13 protein-coding genes are annotated in these 18,419 nt (G+C 47.3%); 4 read left to right on the top strand and 9 right to left on the bottom strand.

All coding sequences use genetic code 11. The features are described 5' to 3' along the window. The first annotated feature begins 112 nt into the window (after positions 1-112). Both OCV37_RS05035 and gloA read left to right on the top strand, forming a co-directional pair. Entirely contained in the window at positions 113-862 is a 750-nt protein-coding gene (locus OCV37_RS05035) for an FCD domain-containing protein (RefSeq protein WP_038181888.1), read from the top strand. 167 nt (positions 863-1,029) lie between these two features. Then, positions 1,030-1,446, top strand: a complete 417-nt coding sequence (gloA, locus tag OCV37_RS05030; protein WP_038181891.1) for a lactoylglutathione lyase — start codon at positions 1,030-1,032, stop codon at positions 1,444-1,446. Positions 1,447-1,582: 136 nt separating this feature from the next. Here the strand turns inward: gloA and motY are convergent, their stop codons facing one another. Beyond that, complete coding sequence (gene motY, locus OCV37_RS05025; protein ID WP_038181894.1) at positions 1,583-2,470, bottom strand: flagellar protein MotY; 888 nt, start codon at positions 2,468-2,470, stop codon at positions 1,583-1,585. A gap of 207 nt (positions 2,471-2,677) precedes the next feature. Between motY and rnt the strand changes: the two genes are divergently transcribed. Together rnt and OCV37_RS05015 are read left to right on the top strand one after the other, a co-directional pair. Beyond that, a complete protein-coding gene (gene rnt / locus OCV37_RS05020; protein ID WP_038182697.1) occupies positions 2,678-3,334 on the top strand; it encodes a ribonuclease T in 657 nt (218 codons plus the stop codon). A 33-nt stretch (positions 3,335-3,367) separates the two neighbouring features. Beyond that, positions 3,368-4,696, top strand: a complete 1,329-nt coding sequence (locus OCV37_RS05015; protein ID WP_038181898.1) for a Na+/H+ antiporter family protein — start codon at positions 3,368-3,370, stop codon at positions 4,694-4,696. 109 nt (positions 4,697-4,805) lie between these two features. On the opposite strand, the gene purF is transcribed toward OCV37_RS05015, so the two are convergent. The 8 genes from purF to glnS form a co-directional block, all read right to left on the bottom strand. Beyond that, entirely contained in the window at positions 4,806-6,320 is a 1,515-nt protein-coding gene (purF, locus tag OCV37_RS05010; protein ID WP_038181901.1) for an amidophosphoribosyltransferase, read from the bottom strand. Between the two features lie 37 nt (positions 6,321-6,357). Beyond that, positions 6,358-6,849, bottom strand: coding sequence for a CvpA family protein (locus tag OCV37_RS05005; protein ID WP_038181903.1), 492 nt, complete (start codon positions 6,847-6,849; stop codon positions 6,358-6,360). A 62-nt stretch (positions 6,850-6,911) separates the two neighbouring features. Then, positions 6,912-7,448 (bottom strand): SPOR domain-containing protein, encoded by a 537-nt coding sequence (locus OCV37_RS05000; protein ID WP_038181906.1) that lies wholly within the window; start codon positions 7,446-7,448, stop codon positions 6,912-6,914. Between the two features lie 6 nt (positions 7,449-7,454). Further along, the gene (folC, locus tag OCV37_RS04995; protein ID WP_038181908.1) at positions 7,455-8,717 is read right to left on the bottom strand and encodes a bifunctional tetrahydrofolate synthase/dihydrofolate synthase; all 1,263 of its coding nucleotides are present in this window, start codon (positions 8,715-8,717) and stop codon (positions 7,455-7,457) included. Positions 8,718-8,753: 36 nt separating this feature from the next. Continuing rightward, the gene (accD, locus tag OCV37_RS04990) at positions 8,754-9,668 is read right to left on the bottom strand and encodes an acetyl-CoA carboxylase, carboxyltransferase subunit beta (protein WP_038181911.1); all 915 of its coding nucleotides are present in this window, start codon (positions 9,666-9,668) and stop codon (positions 8,754-8,756) included. Positions 9,669-9,829: 161 nt separating this feature from the next. Continuing rightward, positions 9,830-10,633: a tRNA pseudouridine(38-40) synthase TruA gene (gene truA / locus OCV37_RS04985; protein ID WP_038182699.1), complete on the bottom strand. Its 804-nt coding sequence runs from the start codon at positions 10,631-10,633 to the stop codon at positions 9,830-9,832. 133 nt (positions 10,634-10,766) lie between these two features. After that, positions 10,767-15,821, bottom strand: coding sequence for a FimV/HubP family polar landmark protein (locus tag OCV37_RS04980; protein WP_261888121.1), 5,055 nt, complete (start codon positions 15,819-15,821; stop codon positions 10,767-10,769). 336 nt (positions 15,822-16,157) lie between these two features. After that, positions 16,158-17,828 (bottom strand): glutamine--tRNA ligase, encoded by a 1,671-nt coding sequence (gene glnS, locus OCV37_RS04975; RefSeq protein WP_038181914.1) that lies wholly within the window; start codon positions 17,826-17,828, stop codon positions 16,158-16,160. Positions 17,829-18,419: the final 591 nt, after the last annotated feature.

The following is an 18,419-nucleotide window of genomic DNA, read 5'->3' as shown; positions in this document are numbered from 1 at the left end:
AACATACCGGGTCAATACATCATAACAATTGATAAAATGGGTTAACCACTCAATTGACCTATAAGATGTCAATGGTAGTATGTCTGACCACATCCCCCAGCAAGACAAACTTATGAACACTTCGATGACACCCCCGAAACGTCTTTATCAGGAAATCGGCCTGATTCTGCAACAACGGATCCTTTCCGGGGAATTTAATCTCGGTGATCGTTTGCCGCCGGAAAGAGACATTGCCGAAGAGATGCAGGTCAGTCGCTCCGTAGTCAGAGAAGCGATTATCATGCTTGAACTGCAAGGATTGGTAGAAGTACGCAAAGGCTCCGGGGTTTACGTGATTGCCCTATCGATTCAATCCCAACAACATCCATCGGCATCCCAACCCAAAACACGCTCGGATATCGGACCATTTGAGCTGTTACAAGCCCGCCAGATCATTGAGAGCGAGATTGCCAGTTTTGCAGCCACGAACCTGACCAAGAATGATTTTTCGAAACTTCGTGAAGCCTTAGATATAGAACGAAAGCAGCTGGAAACCGGCCATGGCGATTATGATGGTGATGAACAGTTTCATTTAGCTGTTGCACATGCCTCACAAAATAGCGTGTTATGCGATATCGTCCGGGATCTCTGGCAACGGCGAGATGAAAGCCCGATGTGGCGCCAACTGCATGTCCGTATTACCAATGAAAATTATCGAAGTGCCTGGCTGGAAGACCATGAGAAAATTCTGTTTGCCCTACAAAGACGTTCGCCAGAAGCCGCAAGAGAAGCAATGTGGCAACATCTTGAGCACGTCAAACAGACTTTATTTAATTTATCGGATGCCGACGATCCACAATTCGACGGTTTCCTCTTCCGGTAAGTCAATGTATTCACTTGTTCACCAGCATGCTGAGTGCTCATCATGACCGGCATAGCAATGCCATCAGTGCCATTTGCGCTTATCTGCCATGTTCTTTAAACTGATGCAACGACTTATCATCCGGTGAGTCATTCAAACATAATATCCAGTCATTTCAGGAGTAAGCAATGTCTAACAATCGAATTTTACACACCATGTTACGTGTCGGAGATTTAGAGCGCTCGATCAAATTTTATACCGACATCATGGGAATGAAATTGCTCCGTAAAAATGAAAATGCGGAATACAAGTACACACTCGCGTTTGTCGGCTACAGCGATGAATCAGAAGGAGCAGTCATCGAACTGACCTACAACTGGGGCGTTGAAGAATATGATTTAGGGAATGCCTACGGCCATATTGCTATCGGTGTTGATGATATCTATCAGACGTGTCAGGCCATCAAAGATGCTGGCGGAGATGTCACTCGAGAACCCGGTCCTGTGAAAGGCGGCACAACCCATATTGCATTTATCAAAGACCCGGATGGCTACATGGTGGAATTAATTCAGAATAAACAAGCTACAGCTGGTCTTCAGGGATAATTCCCCCGCAGGATATAGCTCACCCAGCCGAGCGAATCCAGCATTCAACGGGCAGCCAATTGGCTGCCTGTTTTTGTACAATTTATTTTTCATCTCGGCGGTAATATCAACCAAGAGATGCCGGGATACACAGAACTCACACTTGTGTCCGGCCTAAAGAAATCACAACACGTCGGTTCTTTTCTTTACCAATCGGAGTCATGTCATTGGCAATCGCCCGACGCTTCCCATAGCCTTCAACCTGAATCCGGTTTTCCGGGAGTCCCAGCGATTTGAAATAGTCACGCAATACTTCTGCACGTTTTTCAGACAAACTCTGACTTTCATTCTTCGAACGCGAGCCATCGGTATAAGTAGAAACTAACACCAAGTCAATATCCTGATTATAACGAATATATTCAGCAATCTGCGCCAAACGCTTCTGTGACGCTTTATTCACCTGCACACTATCTCGGTCATAATGCAAAATCGTAAACGAAATATCTTCAAAACTGTACGGCAGCAAGCGACTGAGACAGAGACTGAAATCATTGAACTTGCTGTGGAATAACACCGAAGACAATGAGACCTCAATTAAACGATCCCGATCTTGCCACTCCTCATAGCTGAAGGTCGGATTTCGCCCCTTTTCCAGCTCACTGAGTAAATTCCAGGCTAACTGACCACCGATATAGCCATCAAACTGTTTAAAAAACTTCAAATGCGAAACAGATTCTGCCCGGTCTCCCGGACGCCATGCCGGCGGCATCGACACCAAAGACACATTACGGGTTTCTCCCATCGGACGCAGCATCTTCAGTTCAAAATCGAGATTCAACTTTTTACTTGCCCGGGAAGAAAACTCAGCATTACCGTAAGATGGGATTGGATGGACAAGCCGGCACTCAAGCGGCGTATCGGACACCATTTCCCATTTTGACTGTTGAGGTGTTGCCACATAATGCTTTTGCATCGCATATCCGGCACTTCCCCAGAGACTCAGGATCGCCCCTAAACTGACAATCAACCCATACTTTATCGACATGCTATTCTCTCAAACATCTGGTTCCCGAACCAACAACCGCAGTGGCAACCTCTTGCCACTTCACGTTAGAACATGAAAGGAAATGCAAAAACCTAGCCACAGTTGCGTGGTTATCCATAACTCTCAACATTTTAATCAATATCTGCGGTTTTTATCAGGCGTATAATCTGCAATAATGCGAGCCCTGATATATAGGTTATGGTCAATATGACGGAAGTAAACAACATCCCACGTTTAAAAAATCGCTTTCGGGGCTATCTACCCGTTGTTATCGATGTCGAGACAGCCGGTTTTAATGCTGAGACAGATGCACTGCTTGAGATTTGTGCCATCACACTCAAAATGGATGCCGAAGGACAACTTCAGCCAGCAACCACGCTTCATTTTCACATCGAACCATTCGAAGGGGCCAATCTGGAAAAAGAAGCGCTGGAATTTAATGGTATTTATGACCCATTCAGCCCGCTGAGAGGAGCGGTCAGTGAAATGGAAGCCCTGAAAGAAATCTATCGGCAGGTTCGTAAAGAACAAAAGGAAGCCGAATGCAGCCGGGCCATCATTGTGGCACATAATGCAACATTCGATCATCGCTTTGTCATGGCAGCCAGTGAACGCTGCCACCTCAAACGGGTTCCTTTTCATCCCTTCGCAACGTTTGATACCGCAACTTTAAGCGGCCTGGCCTACGGACAAACCGTCCTTGCAAAAGCCTGCCGTGCTGCTGGGATTTCATTTGATAATAAAGAAGCACATTCAGCACTTTATGACACCCGGAAAACAGCGGATCTGTTCTGTGGGATTGTTAATCAATGGCAGGCATTAGGCGGCTGGCCGCTATCCGATGCCACATCAGAAGAAAACTAACCCTAATTCAAAATACTACAACACGAGAATTGTATGAACCCTGTCGTTATTTCAGTCTGTATCATGCTGATACTTGCACTGCTTCGTGTCAACGTTGTCGTCGCACTGACATTTAGTGCGATTGTTGGCGGGCTTGTTTCCGGCATGAGCCTGAATGAATCCGTCGCAGCATTTGAAAGTGGCCTTGGCGGCGGTGCGACGATCGCTCTCAGTTATGCCATGCTCGGTGCATTTGCTGTCGCTATCTCTAAATCCGGTCTCACCGATTTAGTTGCTCATCTGGTCATTCGCAAAATTCATGGCAAAGAGCAGCAGGAAACACAGACCGGTTTGAAATATGCGGTGTTAATCGCACTCATTCTGGTGACGATGTCGTCTCAGAATATTATTCCGGTCCATATTGCGTTTATTCCCATTTTGATTCCGCCACTGCTGGGTGTTTTTGCCAAACTCAAATTAGATCGGCGTCTGATTGCCTGTATTCTCACATTTGGCCTCATTACCCCTTACATGGTTCTGCCAATTGGTTTCGGTGGCATTTTCTTAAAAGATATTCTGCTGAAAAACCTTCAGGGAAATGGCTTAGTCAATGTCACAGCGAGCCAAATTCCAACTGCAATGTTGCTGCCAGGCGCCGGCATGGTGGTTGGGCTTTTGATTGCCGTGTTCTTTAGTTATCGCAAACCCAGAGAATACCGGAAAACGGAATTGACCGAAGTTCATCATAATCAGGGACATCACATTAATGGTCGATATATTCTGACGGCAGCGATCGGGATTGTTGCAGCCCTCAGCGTGCAGTTATTGACAGGTTCAATGATTATCGGTGCACTCACTGGATTTATGGTATTTACCTTTGGTGGGGTTATCGCTTGGAAAGAGACCCACGATGTCTTTACCAAAGGGGTACATATGATGGCGATGATCGGCTTTATTATGATTGCGGCCGCAGGCTTTGCTGCGGTGATGAAACAGACCGGCGGGGTCGAATCGCTGGTCACATCACTCTCTCATAGTATTGGGGACAATAAGCCATTGGCGGCTCTGCTCATGCTGGTTGTCGGCCTCTTAGTCACCATGGGAATCGGCTCTTCATTTTCGACGATTCCGATTATTGCAACTATTTACGTCCCGCTCGCGGCCGCTTTCGGTTTCTCACCAATGGCAACAATCGCATTGGTTGGTACCGCCGCAGCATTAGGTGATGCGGGCTCTCCGGCATCGGATTCAACACTCGGCCCCACTTCCGGGCTCAACGCAGACGGACAGCATGAACACGTCTGGGAAACCGTTGTGCCAACGTTTATTCACTATAATATCCCGTTGATTATCTTTGGCTGGATAGCGGCAATGGTTCTGTAGCGACTCCCCTGTCGCGTGCTGAAAACCGACCATAAAAAAGGCTTCCACATGGAAGCCTTATTCATATCAGTGAGTAACGATTGATTCCGAGTATTATTCAACCCGACACTCAGTTTTCTTCATTATAGAGTTCGAGACTCGCTAATTCTTGCTGAATCTCTTTCTGCTCTTTCGCATCATCGTTTCTCATCGCTTCCAGATAGTCCAGATAGTCCTGATCAATATCACCGGTCACGTACTCACCGTTAAAGACCGAGGTTTCAAAGCGACTGATACTCGGATTGCCGATACCCACGGCACTAACCAGATCTTCAATGGTCTGGAAGATCAAAGCATCGGCACCGATTTGACGGCAGATAGATTCATTGTCCCGCCCATGAGCAATCAGCTCATTCGCACTTGGCATATCGATCCCGTAAACATTGGGGAAACGAATCTCCGGTGCGGCAGAAACCATATAGACTTTTTTCGCCCCGGAATCGCGAGCCATTTCGATAATCTGCTCTGATGTGGTTCCCCGAACAATTGAATCATCCACCAGCAGAACATTTTTATCTTTAAACTCAGAACGAATCGCGTTGAGCTTTCTGCGTACAGACTTACGGCGCTGCTGCTGACCCGGCATAATGAAAGTCCGGCCAACATAGCGGTTTTTGACAAATCCCTGCCGATACGGTTTATCGAGCGCCTGTGCAATTTGCAGGGCAATATCACATGAAGTTTCAGGGATTGGGATCACGACGTCAATATCGAGGTCAGCATAATCCTGCTGAATGCGCTCTCCCAGCTTTTTACCCATTTCAACCCGGGCGCTATAGACAGAAATTTGATCGATGAAAGAGTCAGGACGCGCAAAATAAACAAACTCAAAAATACACGGATTCAGTTGAGGATTATCCGCACATTGATGTGTATAGAGCTCACCTTCAAAGGTGACATAAATTGCTTCACCCGGCGCAATATCACGCATCACTTCAAATCCGACAGCATCCAATGCAACGGACTCAGAAGCGACCATATACTCGGTTTTTCCATCAACACTGCGCTTACCCAAGCACAAAGGACGAATACCATTTGGATCCCGGAAGGCGATCATGCCATGACCGATAATCATCGCCACAACGGCATAAGCCCCCTTAATCGTGCGATGAACATTGGTTACAGCGCGAAATACATCTTCCGCAGTAACATTGCCTTTGACCGTATCAATTTCATGCGCCAGTACATTCAACAACACCTCAGAATCAGAAGTCGTATTGACATGACGGCGATCTTTTTCAAATAGTTTATCCCGAACATGCTGGGCATTGGTTAAATTACCATTATGAGCCAGTGTGATACCAAACGGTGAGTTAACATAAAAAGGTTGCGCCTCAGATGCGCTTGAACTCCCCGCTGTCGGATAACGGACATGTCCGATACCAACCGTTCCTTGTAGGCGTTGCATATGCTTTGCAGCAAATACATCTTTCACCAATCCATTTGCTTTACGCAGACGAAAACGATTGCTATCTATGGTACAAATACCCGCAGCATCTTGGCCGCGATGCTGTAACACAGTCAAAGCATCATAGATAGACTGGTTGACAAGCGTTGAACCAACAATTCCAACAATACCACACATGTCTTAATCCTCGATTTGCGACATTATACCGGTCGATTTATACCGCACCGGTCAGAAAACTAGATGATGTTTTCAAATGTTCGAAAAACTGCACAATGATCCACCGGAATTGTGGCACTAATTGTGAATTTTCCCACCATTTTGAACTTGGAAACGCAGTAAACGCATCCATAAAAAACAGAACCGCAGCAATGATCAGAACGCCCCGGAGTCCGCCAAATACGACGCCAAGAACCCGATCCGTACCTGAAAGCCCTGTTTTTTGTACCAGCTGGGCAATCACATAATTCACTAACGCACCAACAATTAATGTTGCAATAAACAACGTCGCAATCGCGGCACCGTTGCGGAACATGTCATCCTGAATATTTGTATAATAAACAGCCAGCTTTGGGTAATAATGACTTGCAATAAAAAATGCAAGTAGCCAAGTGCCCAGTGACAATGCCTCTTTCGCAAAACCACGAATCAGGCTGATCACTGCTGACAGGCCAATCACACTTAAAATGACAATATCTAACCAGTTCATACATTCTCTCATTCTAAGATGGCGCGCATTCTAACAGAAAAAATGGCGACGCAAACGTTTTCTTACGGATTTAACGGTTTAAATTTGAGCAATTGACCCTTTGCGCCGGTTATTTTTTCTAATTCAGCCAATTGTCTTTCCATTTTGCTTTTTGAAACATCGGGTCCGATAATCACACGCGTGTAGCCATTTTCCTGTTTGGTATGCGCCTGATAACCCCGCTTTTGCAAATCTGCGACCAATTTCTGCGCATTATCACTATTTTTGAGTGCCATCAATTGAATGATCCAACCACTACTCTGAAAATCATCCGCCTCCGACGACGTTTGTACCTGAACAGAAACAGCATCATCCGAGGCTTTCTCATCGGTATTTTCTTTAACTGTCACTGGGGAATCCGGGAGAGAGAGCTGATCGGTCTCAGGCTCTAATATTTGATATTGTTCCGTTTCTTGATCAACGTCGGGTTTCAGAGGAATACTGGCAACCTCTTCTTTGTAATGTGATTTTTGTCCGTCCAGAATATCCGGAAGAATAATGACACCCAGTGCAACCAATACAACGGTTCCAACTAAACGACTTTGGAATCGACTTGCCATCTCTGTTTACACTCCTCGTTTATTCCAAAAATCCAAAACTTCTCCAACCGTATGAAACGAACCCGCAACGATAATGGCATCATTTTCATTTGCTCGTGTCATCGCAGCTTTAAAAGCCTGAACCGGTGATTCATAGGTTTGACTAGGAACAGGAATATAACGATTCAACTCGCTGGCAAAAGCCGCACGAGGCCCGGTTAAAGACGCCGGATACCAGTGGTCAACCACCGCTGATAACGCAGAGATGGTTTCCTGAATATCTTTGTCATGTAACATGCCGATAACCAGATGGATCTTCTTATTTGAGAAACGCTGCTTTATTTGTGAGGCCAGATAAGAGGCTGAATGAGGATTGTGCGCCACATCAAGCAGAATCACCGGCTGCTGGCTGATCTGCTGCATTCTGCCGGGCAACATGGCACACTTTAAGCCCTCAACAATATTGATATCGCTGATATCTAAACCGGCACATCCAAGCGCCATCAAAGCAGTTGCGGCATTGGGTAACGGCAATTGCGGCTTCGGTAAATCACGGAGATCAAAAGCGCCATGCTGCCAATGCCACCCATCGTCTGCACCCTGATAATCAAATTGAATCCCAACCTGAAAGAATTCAGCGCCGATTTCATCAGCATAGGCAGCAACGGTTGCCGGTGGATGAGGTTCACCACATATAGCGGGGCGACCGGCACGGAAAATCCCCGCTTTTTCATACCCAATCTGTCCCAAGTCACTCCCCAGCCAATCAACATGGTCAATCGCCAGACTCGTGATGACTGATACATCGTGATCAACGACATTGGTCGCATCTAACCGACCACCTAAACCGACTTCAAGGATTGCGACATCAACTTGCTCTTCTTGCAATAACCGCAATGCAGCCAGCGTTCCGAACTCAAAAAAGCTCAGACTTGTCGTTCCGCGGTGTTTTTCAATCCAGTCAAATGCACGCGTGTGGTATTCGTCAGCTAATACTTTGCCATTGATCCGGACGCGTTCGTTGTAGCAAATAAGATGAGGGGAGCTGTAGACCCCCACGGAGTAGCCCGCAGCAAGCAGGATCGCTTCAAGAATCGCACAGGTAGAACCTTTACCATTTGTCCCGGCAACCGTAATAATGGTTGGTGCAGGTTTGGTAAGGTTGGCTCTCTGGGCCACAACCTGAACACGATCAAGACCTAAATCTATGGATGAATGATGGATACTGGATAAGTAATCAAGCCACATCGATAATGAGGATGTGGCTTGTGGTATAGCGTTCTGACTCATTAAACAAGCATACTATTAAAATATGGGAGAACTACTTTACTCTTTTTTTTCAGCTTCGGGTACCGTATAAGCGCTATCATTTCCGGATTCTGTCGCCGGAGCCGGGTAATTCATCATTTTACCCAACAGGCTTGCAATCTGAGCACGCATTTCGCGACGGTCAACAATCATATCAATCGCGCCATGCTCCAGAAGAAATTCACTACGCTGGAAACCTTCAGGAAGATCTTCACGGACGGTCTGTTCAATAACACGACGGCCAGCAAACCCAATCACGGCTTTTGGCTCACCAATGTTAATATCCCCGAGCATTGCCAAACTCGCAGAAACGCCCCCCATAGTCGGGTCAGTCATCACCGAGATAAACGGTAAGCCATTTTGCGATAAACGTTCCAGTGCGGCACTGGTTTTTGCCATTTGCATCAGTGACATGAGCGCTTCTTGCATCCGGGCACCGCCACTGGCAGAAAAACAGATCAAACCACACTTGGCTTCAATTGCAGCTTCAACCGCTTTTACAAAACGCGCGCCAACAACAGACCCCATCGAACCCGCCATAAAGGAGAACTCAAATGCACAAGCAACCAGTGGATAACCGAGAAGTTCTCCTTTCATGACGACGAGGGCATCTTTCTCGCCACTCGTTTTCTGTGCCGCAGCAAGCCGCTCTTTATAACGTTTTGAGTCTTTAAATTTTAACTTGTCCTGTGGCTCTAATGCCTCACCGATCTCGGTGCGGTTGCCTTCATCAAGAAATTTTTCCAGACGACGACGCGCACTCATCCGCATATGGTGATTACACTTTGGACAAACTTCTAAATTACGCTCAAGCTCAGCATAATAAAGGACTTGTTCACAAGACGTACATTTTGTCCAAACACCTTCAGGAATTGATGCTTTTCGCGAACTGACAATATTGCTTTTCTCTAAAATCTTTTCAAGCCAACTCATGTGGAAGACCCTTACTCCTCTCCCTTGCAACGGCAAGAGAAAATTATTCGACAATAAACACCCAGAGGATTAAATCACATAAACCTCGGTATGTTGATAAAAAACTGGTTGTACCTTCGTGAAACGAAGTTGCAACACGCTGAATCATCATTTGAACCAGACTAACGCAACTCGTTCAACGTATCAGGTAAAAATAACGGACCAACGGGTTGTTCCGGTAAATTAAATGTTTGCGGATACTCGACTTCAACCAAATAAAGCCCCTCGGCTTTTGCAGTTGCAGCCGCAAGCTTCCGATCTTTTGCGTCCAATAGCCATTGGATCCATTCAGGCTCTTGCTCACCTCTGCCGACAGCAATTAAGCTCCCGGCAATATTTCTGACCATATGGTGGACAAATGCATTTGCCTTAATATCAATCACAACATAACGATTGTGACGCGTCACTTGCAAATGCATGACATTCCGCCACGGACTACGTGACTGGCAATGCACGGCTCTGAACGAGGTAAAATCATTTTCCCCCAATAAGAACTGCCCGGCTTGGTGCATCCTTTCTACGCATAAATCACCATGATAATGACTGACCCCTGCGGATAAAATCGCAGGTCGCAAGTTATCATTATATATCACGTAGCGATAACGCCTCGCTGTTGCTGAAAAACGGGCGTGAAAGGTATCAGGAACTTCCTGTGCCCACCGAACAGCAATGTCTTGAGGTAAATTCGCATTCACACCCATGGTCCATGCTGCGGTTTTTCGCTGCACCTCGGTATCAAAATGAACCACTTGCCCCGTGCCGTGAACCCCCGCATCCGTTCGGCCAGCACACTGAACCTCTATCGGATGATTCGCAACTTGGCTTAACGCTTTCTCCAACGCTTCCTGAACACTCGGGACTTCCCGTTGTCGCTGCCAGCCATAATAATGAGCGCCATGATACTCAACACCTAAAGCGATTCTCATCATCTACATCTCTTATCAAACAGGCCCGGCAGTATAATCGCAAATTGAAAAAATTTCTAATGGACTACAAGCAATGTCCCTTGAGTCTCCATAGATAGCAGCGCTTTGTGGGTCATTCGAGTCTCTTCACCCGTTAATGTCTCCGGTTCAGCTCATCAATCAAACGTTTGGCAGCCTGACGAATCTCATCATTGCCATCAACAATCGCTTCTTCCAGCAATTTCACCGCACCGGCTTCATCATTCATTTCGATGTAAATCTTCGCCAAATCAAGCTTTCCTGCGGCTTCTGCATTGCTGTCAACGTCAACATTAGTGATATCCCCGATCACATCCGGGAACTCATTTAACCCGACATCTAACTTAAGATCGACTTCTTCAAATGGCTGGTCATGCCCTTCAACCTGAGACATCAGCTCATCAATGGTTAAATGACGTTTCTGTCCAGAATCGTTATCGAATAAGTCATCCTGAACTTCCCAGTCTTCCGAGTCGGCCTGAGGTTCATGTGTTTGGTTTTCAGTACGCCAGACATCCAGCTCTTCTTCCGGCACTTCATCAGGAATCGACGCTTGTTGTTCCGGAGAAAGCTTGAACCCATTCCAGTCTTCTCCTCCCATACTCAGCATCGAATCAAAATCCATCCCTGCACTGGCGATCCGTTCTTCATCTAAGTTGGGTTCAAAAACATACTGCTCTGGCTCAGCGTTTTCATCTAACAGCGCACCTAAAGTCTCTTCATCAAGAGAAGTTCTCGGGAAAGGTTCAGGAGCAGCTTCTTCATCCATAAAATCAGATAAATCATCGTGCTCTGGCTGATCATCAACCGCCGCCTCGGCCTGAGTCGCCTCCGGCGCGATGGCTTGCTCAGCAGACGGCTCATCATCGAGATCCGCCGGTTGTGGTTGTCCTTCGTCGGTATCTGTCGCAGCCGATTCATCCAGTGCCGCGGTTTCGTCAAATTCAGGCAGCGCGTCATCATCGATAAAGTCCGATAAATCATCATGCTCCGGCGGCTCATCAACCGCCGCCTCAGCCTGAGTCGCTTCCGGCGCTACAGTTTGCTCAGCAGACAGCTCATCATCGAGATCCGCCGGTTGTGGTTGTCCTTCGTCCGTATCTGTCGCAGCCGGTTCATTCAGTGCCGCGGTTTCGTCAAATTCAGGCAGCGCGTCATCATCAATAAAGTCCGATAAATCATCATGCTCCGGCGGCTCATCAACTGCCGCCTCGGCCTGAGTCGCTTCCGGCGCGATGGCTTGCTCATCAGACGGCTCATCATCGAGATCCGCCGGTTGCGTTTCGTCCGTATCTGCCGCAGCCGATTCATCCAGTGCCGCGGTTTCGTCGAATTCAGGCAGCGCGTCATCATCAATAAAGTCCGATAAATCATCATGCTCCGGCGGCTCATCAACTGCCGCCTCGGCCTGAGTGGCTTCCGGCGCTACAGTTTGCTCAGCAGACAGCTCATCATCGAGATCCGCCGGTTGTGGTTGTCCTTCGTCCGTATCTGTCGCAGTCGGTTCATTCAGTGCCGCGGTTTCGTCGAATTCAGGCAGCGCGTCATCATCAATAAAGTCCGATAAATCATCATGCTCCGGCGACTCATCAACTGCCGCCCCGGCCTGAGTGGCTTCCGGCGCTACAGCTTCCTCAGCAGACGGCTCATCATCGACATCCGCCGGTTGCGGTTGTTCTTCGTCCGTATCTGCCGCGGCCGATTCATCCAGTGCCGCGGTTTCATCAAATTCAGGCAGCGCGTCATCATCGATAAAATCCGATAAATCGTCATGCTCCAGCGACTCCTCATCAACTGTCGCCCCGGCCTGAGTCGCTTCCGGCGCGATGGCTGGCTCAGCAGACGGCTCATCATCGATATCCGCCGGTTGTGGTTGTCCTTCGTCGGTATCTGCCGCGGCCGATTCATCCAGTGCCGCTGTTTCGTCGAATTCAGGCAGCGCGTCATCATCAATAAAGTCCGATAAGTCGTCATGCTCCGGCGACTCATCAACTGTCGCTTCGGCCTGAGTCGCTTCCGGCGCGATGGCTGGCTCGGCAGACGGCTCATCATCGAGATCCGCCGGTTGTGGTTGTCCTTCGTCCGTATCTGTCGCAGCCGGTTCATTCAGTGCCGCGGTTTCGTCAAATTCAGGCAGCGCGTCATCATCGATAAAGTCCGATAAATCGTCATGCTCCGGCGACTCATCAACCGCCGCCTCGGCCTGAGTGGCTTCCGGCGCGATGGCTGGCTCGGCAGACGGCTCATCATCGAGATCCGCCGGTTGTGGTTGTCCTTCGTCGGTATCTGCCGCGGCCGATTCATCCAGTGCCGCGGTTTCGTCGAATTCAGGCAGCGCGTCATCATCAATAAAGTCCGATAAGTCGTCATGCTCCGGCGACTCATCAACTGTCGCTTCGGCCTGAGTCGCTTCCGGCGTGATGGCTGGCTCAGCAGACGGCTCATCATCGAGATCCGCCGGTTGTGGTTGTCCTTCGTCCGTATCTGCCGCGGCCGATTCATCCAGTGCCGCGGTTTCATCAAATTCAGGCAGCGCGTCATCATCAATAAAGTCCGATAAATCGTCATGCTCCGGCGACTCATCAACTGCCGCCTCGGCCTGAGTCGCTTCCGGCGCGATAGCTTGCTCAGCAGACGGATCATCATCGATATCCGTCGGTTGTGGTTGTCCTTCGTCGGTATCTGCCGCGGCCGATTCATCCAGTGCTGCGGTTTCATCAAATTCAGGCAGCGCGTCATCATCGATAAAGTCCGATAAATCGTCATGCTCCGGCGACTCATCAACTGCCGCCTCGGCCTGAGTGGCTTCCGGCGCGATGGCTGGCTCGGCAGACCGCTCATCATCGATATCCGCCGGTTGCGTTTCGTCCGTCGCGTCAGATTCAGCTTCCGCTAATGACGAAGATGGTTCCAGTTCGTCCTCAAGATCCCAATCCGTATCTTGCGGAATCCCAAACTCATTGGCTGTAATAGACTCATCTTGCTCAGCCTGTCCACTTCCTTCAATTTCCGGGTTGAAATCAAAGTCATCGGCATCTTCTTGTGATGTATCTGCTGAATCAGATGTTTCAAAATCGACTTCATCTAATAACGGGTCTTTATCCGGCGCAGAACTAATCAGATCATCAATAAATCCTTCACGATTAAAATCGTCATCTTCCTCACGACTATGCTGTTCAATTTCGAGTAATTCATCGAATAACTCCGTGCCGTCATCGAGTGGGGGCGCCTCTTCATCAAGATCAGAATCCGTGTCCAAGTCTTCGTCAAAATCGAGCGTTTCAAAATCAAATGACTCATCATCGCTATCATCCGCTAACTCAAAACCGCCCAGATCTTCTAATTCTTTATCCCAATTAAGCTCATCGTCTGAGTCGTCCGATTCATCCAATAACTCATCCAGCAACGCGGTACTTTCATCGGTCACACTTTCTGGTTGATCTTCGTTATCAGGTGTATCGACCGTTTCACTGTCAAATGCTTCATCTAAGAATGAATCGTCCTGACTGTTTGCCTCTAGCTGCTCCAGATCCGCTTGTTGCTCAATACTGTCAAATAGAGCTTCCAGCTCGCTGTCAGAAGCAAGTCCGGCACCACCCAGATCAAATTCATCATCTTGTTCTTCTGCCAAAAGATCATCGAGCATGGATTGGTCGAGCTCTGTCTCATCCAAATCCTCATCAAGCGTATCACCATCGAGCAATGTCTCGATTTCGTTCTGAGACATACCGACTTGATCGTCACTGGAAAGATCAAAATCCTCACTGTCAGCCGGTTCTTCATCAGCCGCGAGAGATGCATCTTCAAGCGCACGTTCCATCTCTTCCAGACCGACCGCTTTATCTTCGCTGTTGACACTAATGCCATTCGCACTTGCAGAAAAATCACTATCGAGGTCAGGATCGACTAAGTCACCATCATCATCGATGCTGGCAAACAAATCTTCTTCGCTTTCATCCCCTAAATCCAAATCAAGATCGACATCGTCAAGCTCTGCAAATACATCATCGGTATCCGCTTCATCCTGGGTGTCATTTTCTTCAGATTCAGAGCCTGTCGTGCTAAAGAGGTCATCATCAAGTGACAGATCATCCAGTTCGTCATCGTTACCATCAATCTCTGCGGCATCCCCGATACTAACGGGTTTATCACTCACGTCCTTCGACTCAGTGGCCACATCGGATGGTGTTTCAGCCGATTTTCTCCGGCCCATCAGCCACATGATCAACAAAGCAATCAATAGCCCGGGAATGAGTGCAAGCGCTCCGACTGCCCACCCATTGGAGAGCAGTTTATCGAGAGAGGTCGGAGCCATTCGCTCGGCTTCAGCACGTTTGAGGCGTTCTTCTGCCAGCAGCTTTTCAACTTCGGTACGAACTTTGTTCTCATCCCCCAGTTCACTCTTCAGATCGCTCACTTCTGCCTGAACTTTTGACAGCATGAGTGTCAAACGATGGTTTTTTTCTTCAAGGGCCAGAATTTCTGAATCTGTTCCTGCCGGACTTGACGATGAGAATGACAGTACAGACTGTGGCGCTTCCGTCTGAGCTGGTTGCTCTGACGGAATGATTTTCTCTGCCGGAAGACTGACTTGCTGCGTCGCGGTCTGTTGCTGCGCTGGCTTCGTTGCAGACGGTACTGTTGATGGTGTTGTTGTATTGACCGATGCTGACTCGGCAGGTTGCACTGTCCGCGCGTTGGTTGCAGTGGATGAACCCGTTGACGCAACACGGCTTGTTTGATCCAAACGCTGCTGATGCGCCTGCATAACCCGTGTTGCTTCTGCTGTGGTAACACTACGGATCTGTACCAGCGATGGAATACGTAGTCGGCTCCCCGGAATTAAACTGTGGATATTCTGCTGTTCAAATGACTCGGGGTTTAACTGATAAAGCGCAAGTAACGTTTGCTGAACGGTCACCTGATTGGATGGTCTGAGTTTTGAGGCAATGGACCATAATGTTTCCGTTTCAGACGTCGGGCCATAAAATTTTGAAGGCTCATTATGAGAAGATACAGCCGAAGACCTTACCGCTTCACTGTATTGTGGTGATGACTGCACTTGCCCCGTCGGCCCAAGCAGACGAATCCCTTCTGCGTGAACAAGAAAAATCTGACTCACGGCTGCTATTGCAAGTGGGAACAACAGACGTTTTAACAATTGACGCATATAAAGCTCAGCTATGTGCTTAGAATAATAAATTCGATAATCTGTTAAATATATCGGATTACACCAGCAAAACTATAGGTTATCGGGAAAAAAACTGTTTTGCCTACAATAATTGCGCGCATCTCACACATTTTCCACTTTCCTGCGCGATCATTCGCCTCGTTAACCTATCTAAATTCCTCCGGTGAGACGTCGGATTTGTTTAAAAATCATCCGCTGAACAAGCAGACACCATAATAATCCTCACTGAGGACTGAGCATAAAATCGCAGCAAAATGGCCATAAAAAAAGCCAGCACACAGTGCTGGCTTTTCTCTCGTGACTGAACAAAGCAGACTAAGCTGCTTCAATTTTTGCCCACGTATCTCTTAAACCGACAGTGCGGTTAAACACTAATGATTCGGCTGAAGAATCACGATTATCGGCACAGAAATAACCTAAACGTTCAAACTGATAACCAAATTCTGGTTTTGCTTCAACTAAACTGGCTTCGACAAAACCCTGCTTACGAACCAGAGATTCAGGATTCAGAACTTGCGTAAAATCATCTTCTGTCGCTGGATTTGCGACCGAAAAGAGTCGGTCATAAAGCCGGAACTCTGCTGGAATGCCCTGACTGACCGAGACCCAGTGAATGACACCTTTGACTTTACGACCATCCGCAGGGTTTTTCCCCAAAGTATCAGCGTCATAAGTACAGTAAATGGTTGTGATTTCACCGTCGTCATCTTTTTCAATCCGCTCCGCTTTGATCACATAAGCACCACGTAAGCGGACTTCTTTACCCAATACAAGGCGTTTGTACTTCTTATTTGCTTCTTCACGGAAATCTTCACGTTCAATCCAGACTTCCCGGCTAAAGGCCACTTGACGGCTTCCCATCTCTGGTTTGTTCGGATGATTGGCGACATCCAGCATTTCTACGGCGTCAGCATCATAATTTTCAATGACAATTTTGACCGGATCCAGAACCGCCATCGCTCTGGGCGCATTCTCGTTCAGATCATCACGAATACAAGACTCTAATGAACCAAACTCAATCATATTCTCTTGCTTCGTCACACCAATGCGTTTACAGAATTCACGAATCGAAGCAGGTGTGAATCCACGACGACGTAAACCAGAAATAGTCGGCATCCGAGGATCGTCCCACCCTGAAACCAGCTTTTCTGACACCAACTGATTCAGCTTACGTTTCGACATCACCGTATATTCAAGGTTTAAGCGGCTGAATTCATACTGTCTTGGATGACAAGGGATGGAGATGTTATCCAGAACCCAGTCATACAGGCGTCGGTTATCCTGAAACTCCAGAGTACATAAAGAATGAGTAATGCCTTCCAATGCGTCCGAAATACAATGGGTCCAATCGTACATCGGATAAATGCACCATTGATTACCGGTTTGGTGATGCTCAGCAAAACGCACCCGATATAAAACCGGATCACGCAAAACAATGAAAGAAGAAGCCATGTCGATTTTGGCACGTAAACAGGCTTCCCCCTCTTGAAATCCACCATTGCGCATTTTTTCAAACAACGCGAGATTTTCTTCAACACTGCGATCACGATAAGGACTGTCTTTCCCCGGCTGAGTTAAGGTCCCTCGGTATTCGCGAATTTGCTCGGGTGTCAGTTCTTCAACATAAGCCAGACCTTTCTCAATCAACTCAACCGCATAGCGATAAAGTTGTTCAAAATAATCAGAGGAATAGCACACCTCACCTGCCCATTGAAAACCTAACCAGTTGACGTCTTTCTTAATTGACTCAACATATTCAATGTTCTCTTTTTCCGGGTTTGTATCATCAAAACGTAAGTTACACTGGCCCTGATAATCCTGAGCAATACCGAAATTCAAACAGATTGATTTCGCATGTCCGATATGAAGATAGCCGTTCGGCTCTGGGGGGAATCGGGTATGCACACTGGTATGTTTGCCTTCCGCCAAGTCTTTATCAATAATTTGACGGATAAAATTCGATGGACGAGCCTCAGCTTCACTCATCTATAACACCTCAATAATTTTGTATTCTCAGGACCGTGACCCATCTGTTTGAATCCAGACAAGTACACCGCGAATAATTTTGCTGTTAGGACATAAAAATTAACACCCCTAATGATCCACAATTCTTTGTGATTACACAATATGATTCAGGGATATTCTTCAGATTATTTCCTGAGATCGATCATTTTAAATCGATAAAGCGGTCTTTCTGGTTTTTAACACCGGAATCGACATTAAAAAATCCCGCCAATGAGGCTCCCTATCCGGGTAAATATTGCGAAAAGTAAACTTAGATGGCGAAAGATTAGTGACCAATGCCACAGCTCCGGTTGGAGAGGACTTTATTTTCTTAGCAATAAGGCAGTATATTACCGCTTTGGCGGGTCATTCGGGACTGAAACAATGACTTAAAATCAGCCATCATCTCACGAGCAAGCTCAGTGAATATACCATCGTCTGCTGGTATAGAAGAAAGTAACATAGACATCACGCTACCAAACCGACACAATAAGCACAATGAATACGTGGTTAGGCTATCATCGATAAAAAATTTTACAATCCGATGACAAGATAAGAAATGATCAAGACGAG

This window comes from Vibrio rhizosphaerae, assembly GCF_024347095.1.
Lineage (GTDB): Bacteria > Pseudomonadota > Gammaproteobacteria > Enterobacterales > Vibrionaceae > Vibrio > Vibrio rhizosphaerae.
This window is presented reverse-complemented; position numbering and strand designations above follow the sequence as displayed.

What these genes read in the sequence shown, in the direction of transcription:
- OCV37_RS05035 (WP_038181888.1), top strand. Translation starts at nt 113, where the DNA reads ATGAACACTTCGATGACACCCCCGAAACGTCTTTATCAGGAAATCGGC.
- gloA (WP_038181891.1), top strand. Translation starts at nt 1,030, where the DNA reads ATGTCTAACAATCGAATTTTACACACCATGTTACGTGTCGGAGATTTA.
- motY (WP_038181894.1), bottom strand. Translation starts at nt 2,470, where the DNA reads ATGTCGATAAAGTATGGGTTGATTGTCAGTTTAGGGGCGATCCTGAGT.
- rnt (WP_038182697.1), top strand. Translation starts at nt 2,678, where the DNA reads ATGACGGAAGTAAACAACATCCCACGTTTAAAAAATCGCTTTCGGGGC.
- OCV37_RS05015 (WP_038181898.1), top strand. Translation starts at nt 3,368, where the DNA reads ATGAACCCTGTCGTTATTTCAGTCTGTATCATGCTGATACTTGCACTG.
- purF (WP_038181901.1), bottom strand. Translation starts at nt 6,320, where the DNA reads ATGTGTGGTATTGTTGGAATTGTTGGTTCAACGCTTGTCAACCAGTCT.
- OCV37_RS05005 (WP_038181903.1), bottom strand. Translation starts at nt 6,849, where the DNA reads ATGAACTGGTTAGATATTGTCATTTTAAGTGTGATTGGCCTGTCAGCA.
- OCV37_RS05000 (WP_038181906.1), bottom strand. Translation starts at nt 7,448, where the DNA reads ATGGCAAGTCGATTCCAAAGTCGTTTAGTTGGAACCGTTGTATTGGTT.
- folC (WP_038181908.1), bottom strand. Translation starts at nt 8,717, where the DNA reads ATGAGTCAGAACGCTATACCACAAGCCACATCCTCATTATCGATGTGG.
- accD (WP_038181911.1), bottom strand. Translation starts at nt 9,668, where the DNA reads ATGAGTTGGCTTGAAAAGATTTTAGAGAAAAGCAATATTGTCAGTTCG.
- truA (WP_038182699.1), bottom strand. Translation starts at nt 10,633, where the DNA reads ATGAGAATCGCTTTAGGTGTTGAGTATCATGGCGCTCATTATTATGGC.
- OCV37_RS04980 (WP_261888121.1), bottom strand. Translation starts at nt 15,821, where the DNA reads ATGCGTCAATTGTTAAAACGTCTGTTGTTCCCACTTGCAATAGCAGCC.
- glnS (WP_038181914.1), bottom strand. Translation starts at nt 17,828, where the DNA reads ATGAGTGAAGCTGAGGCTCGTCCATCGAATTTTATCCGTCAAATTATT.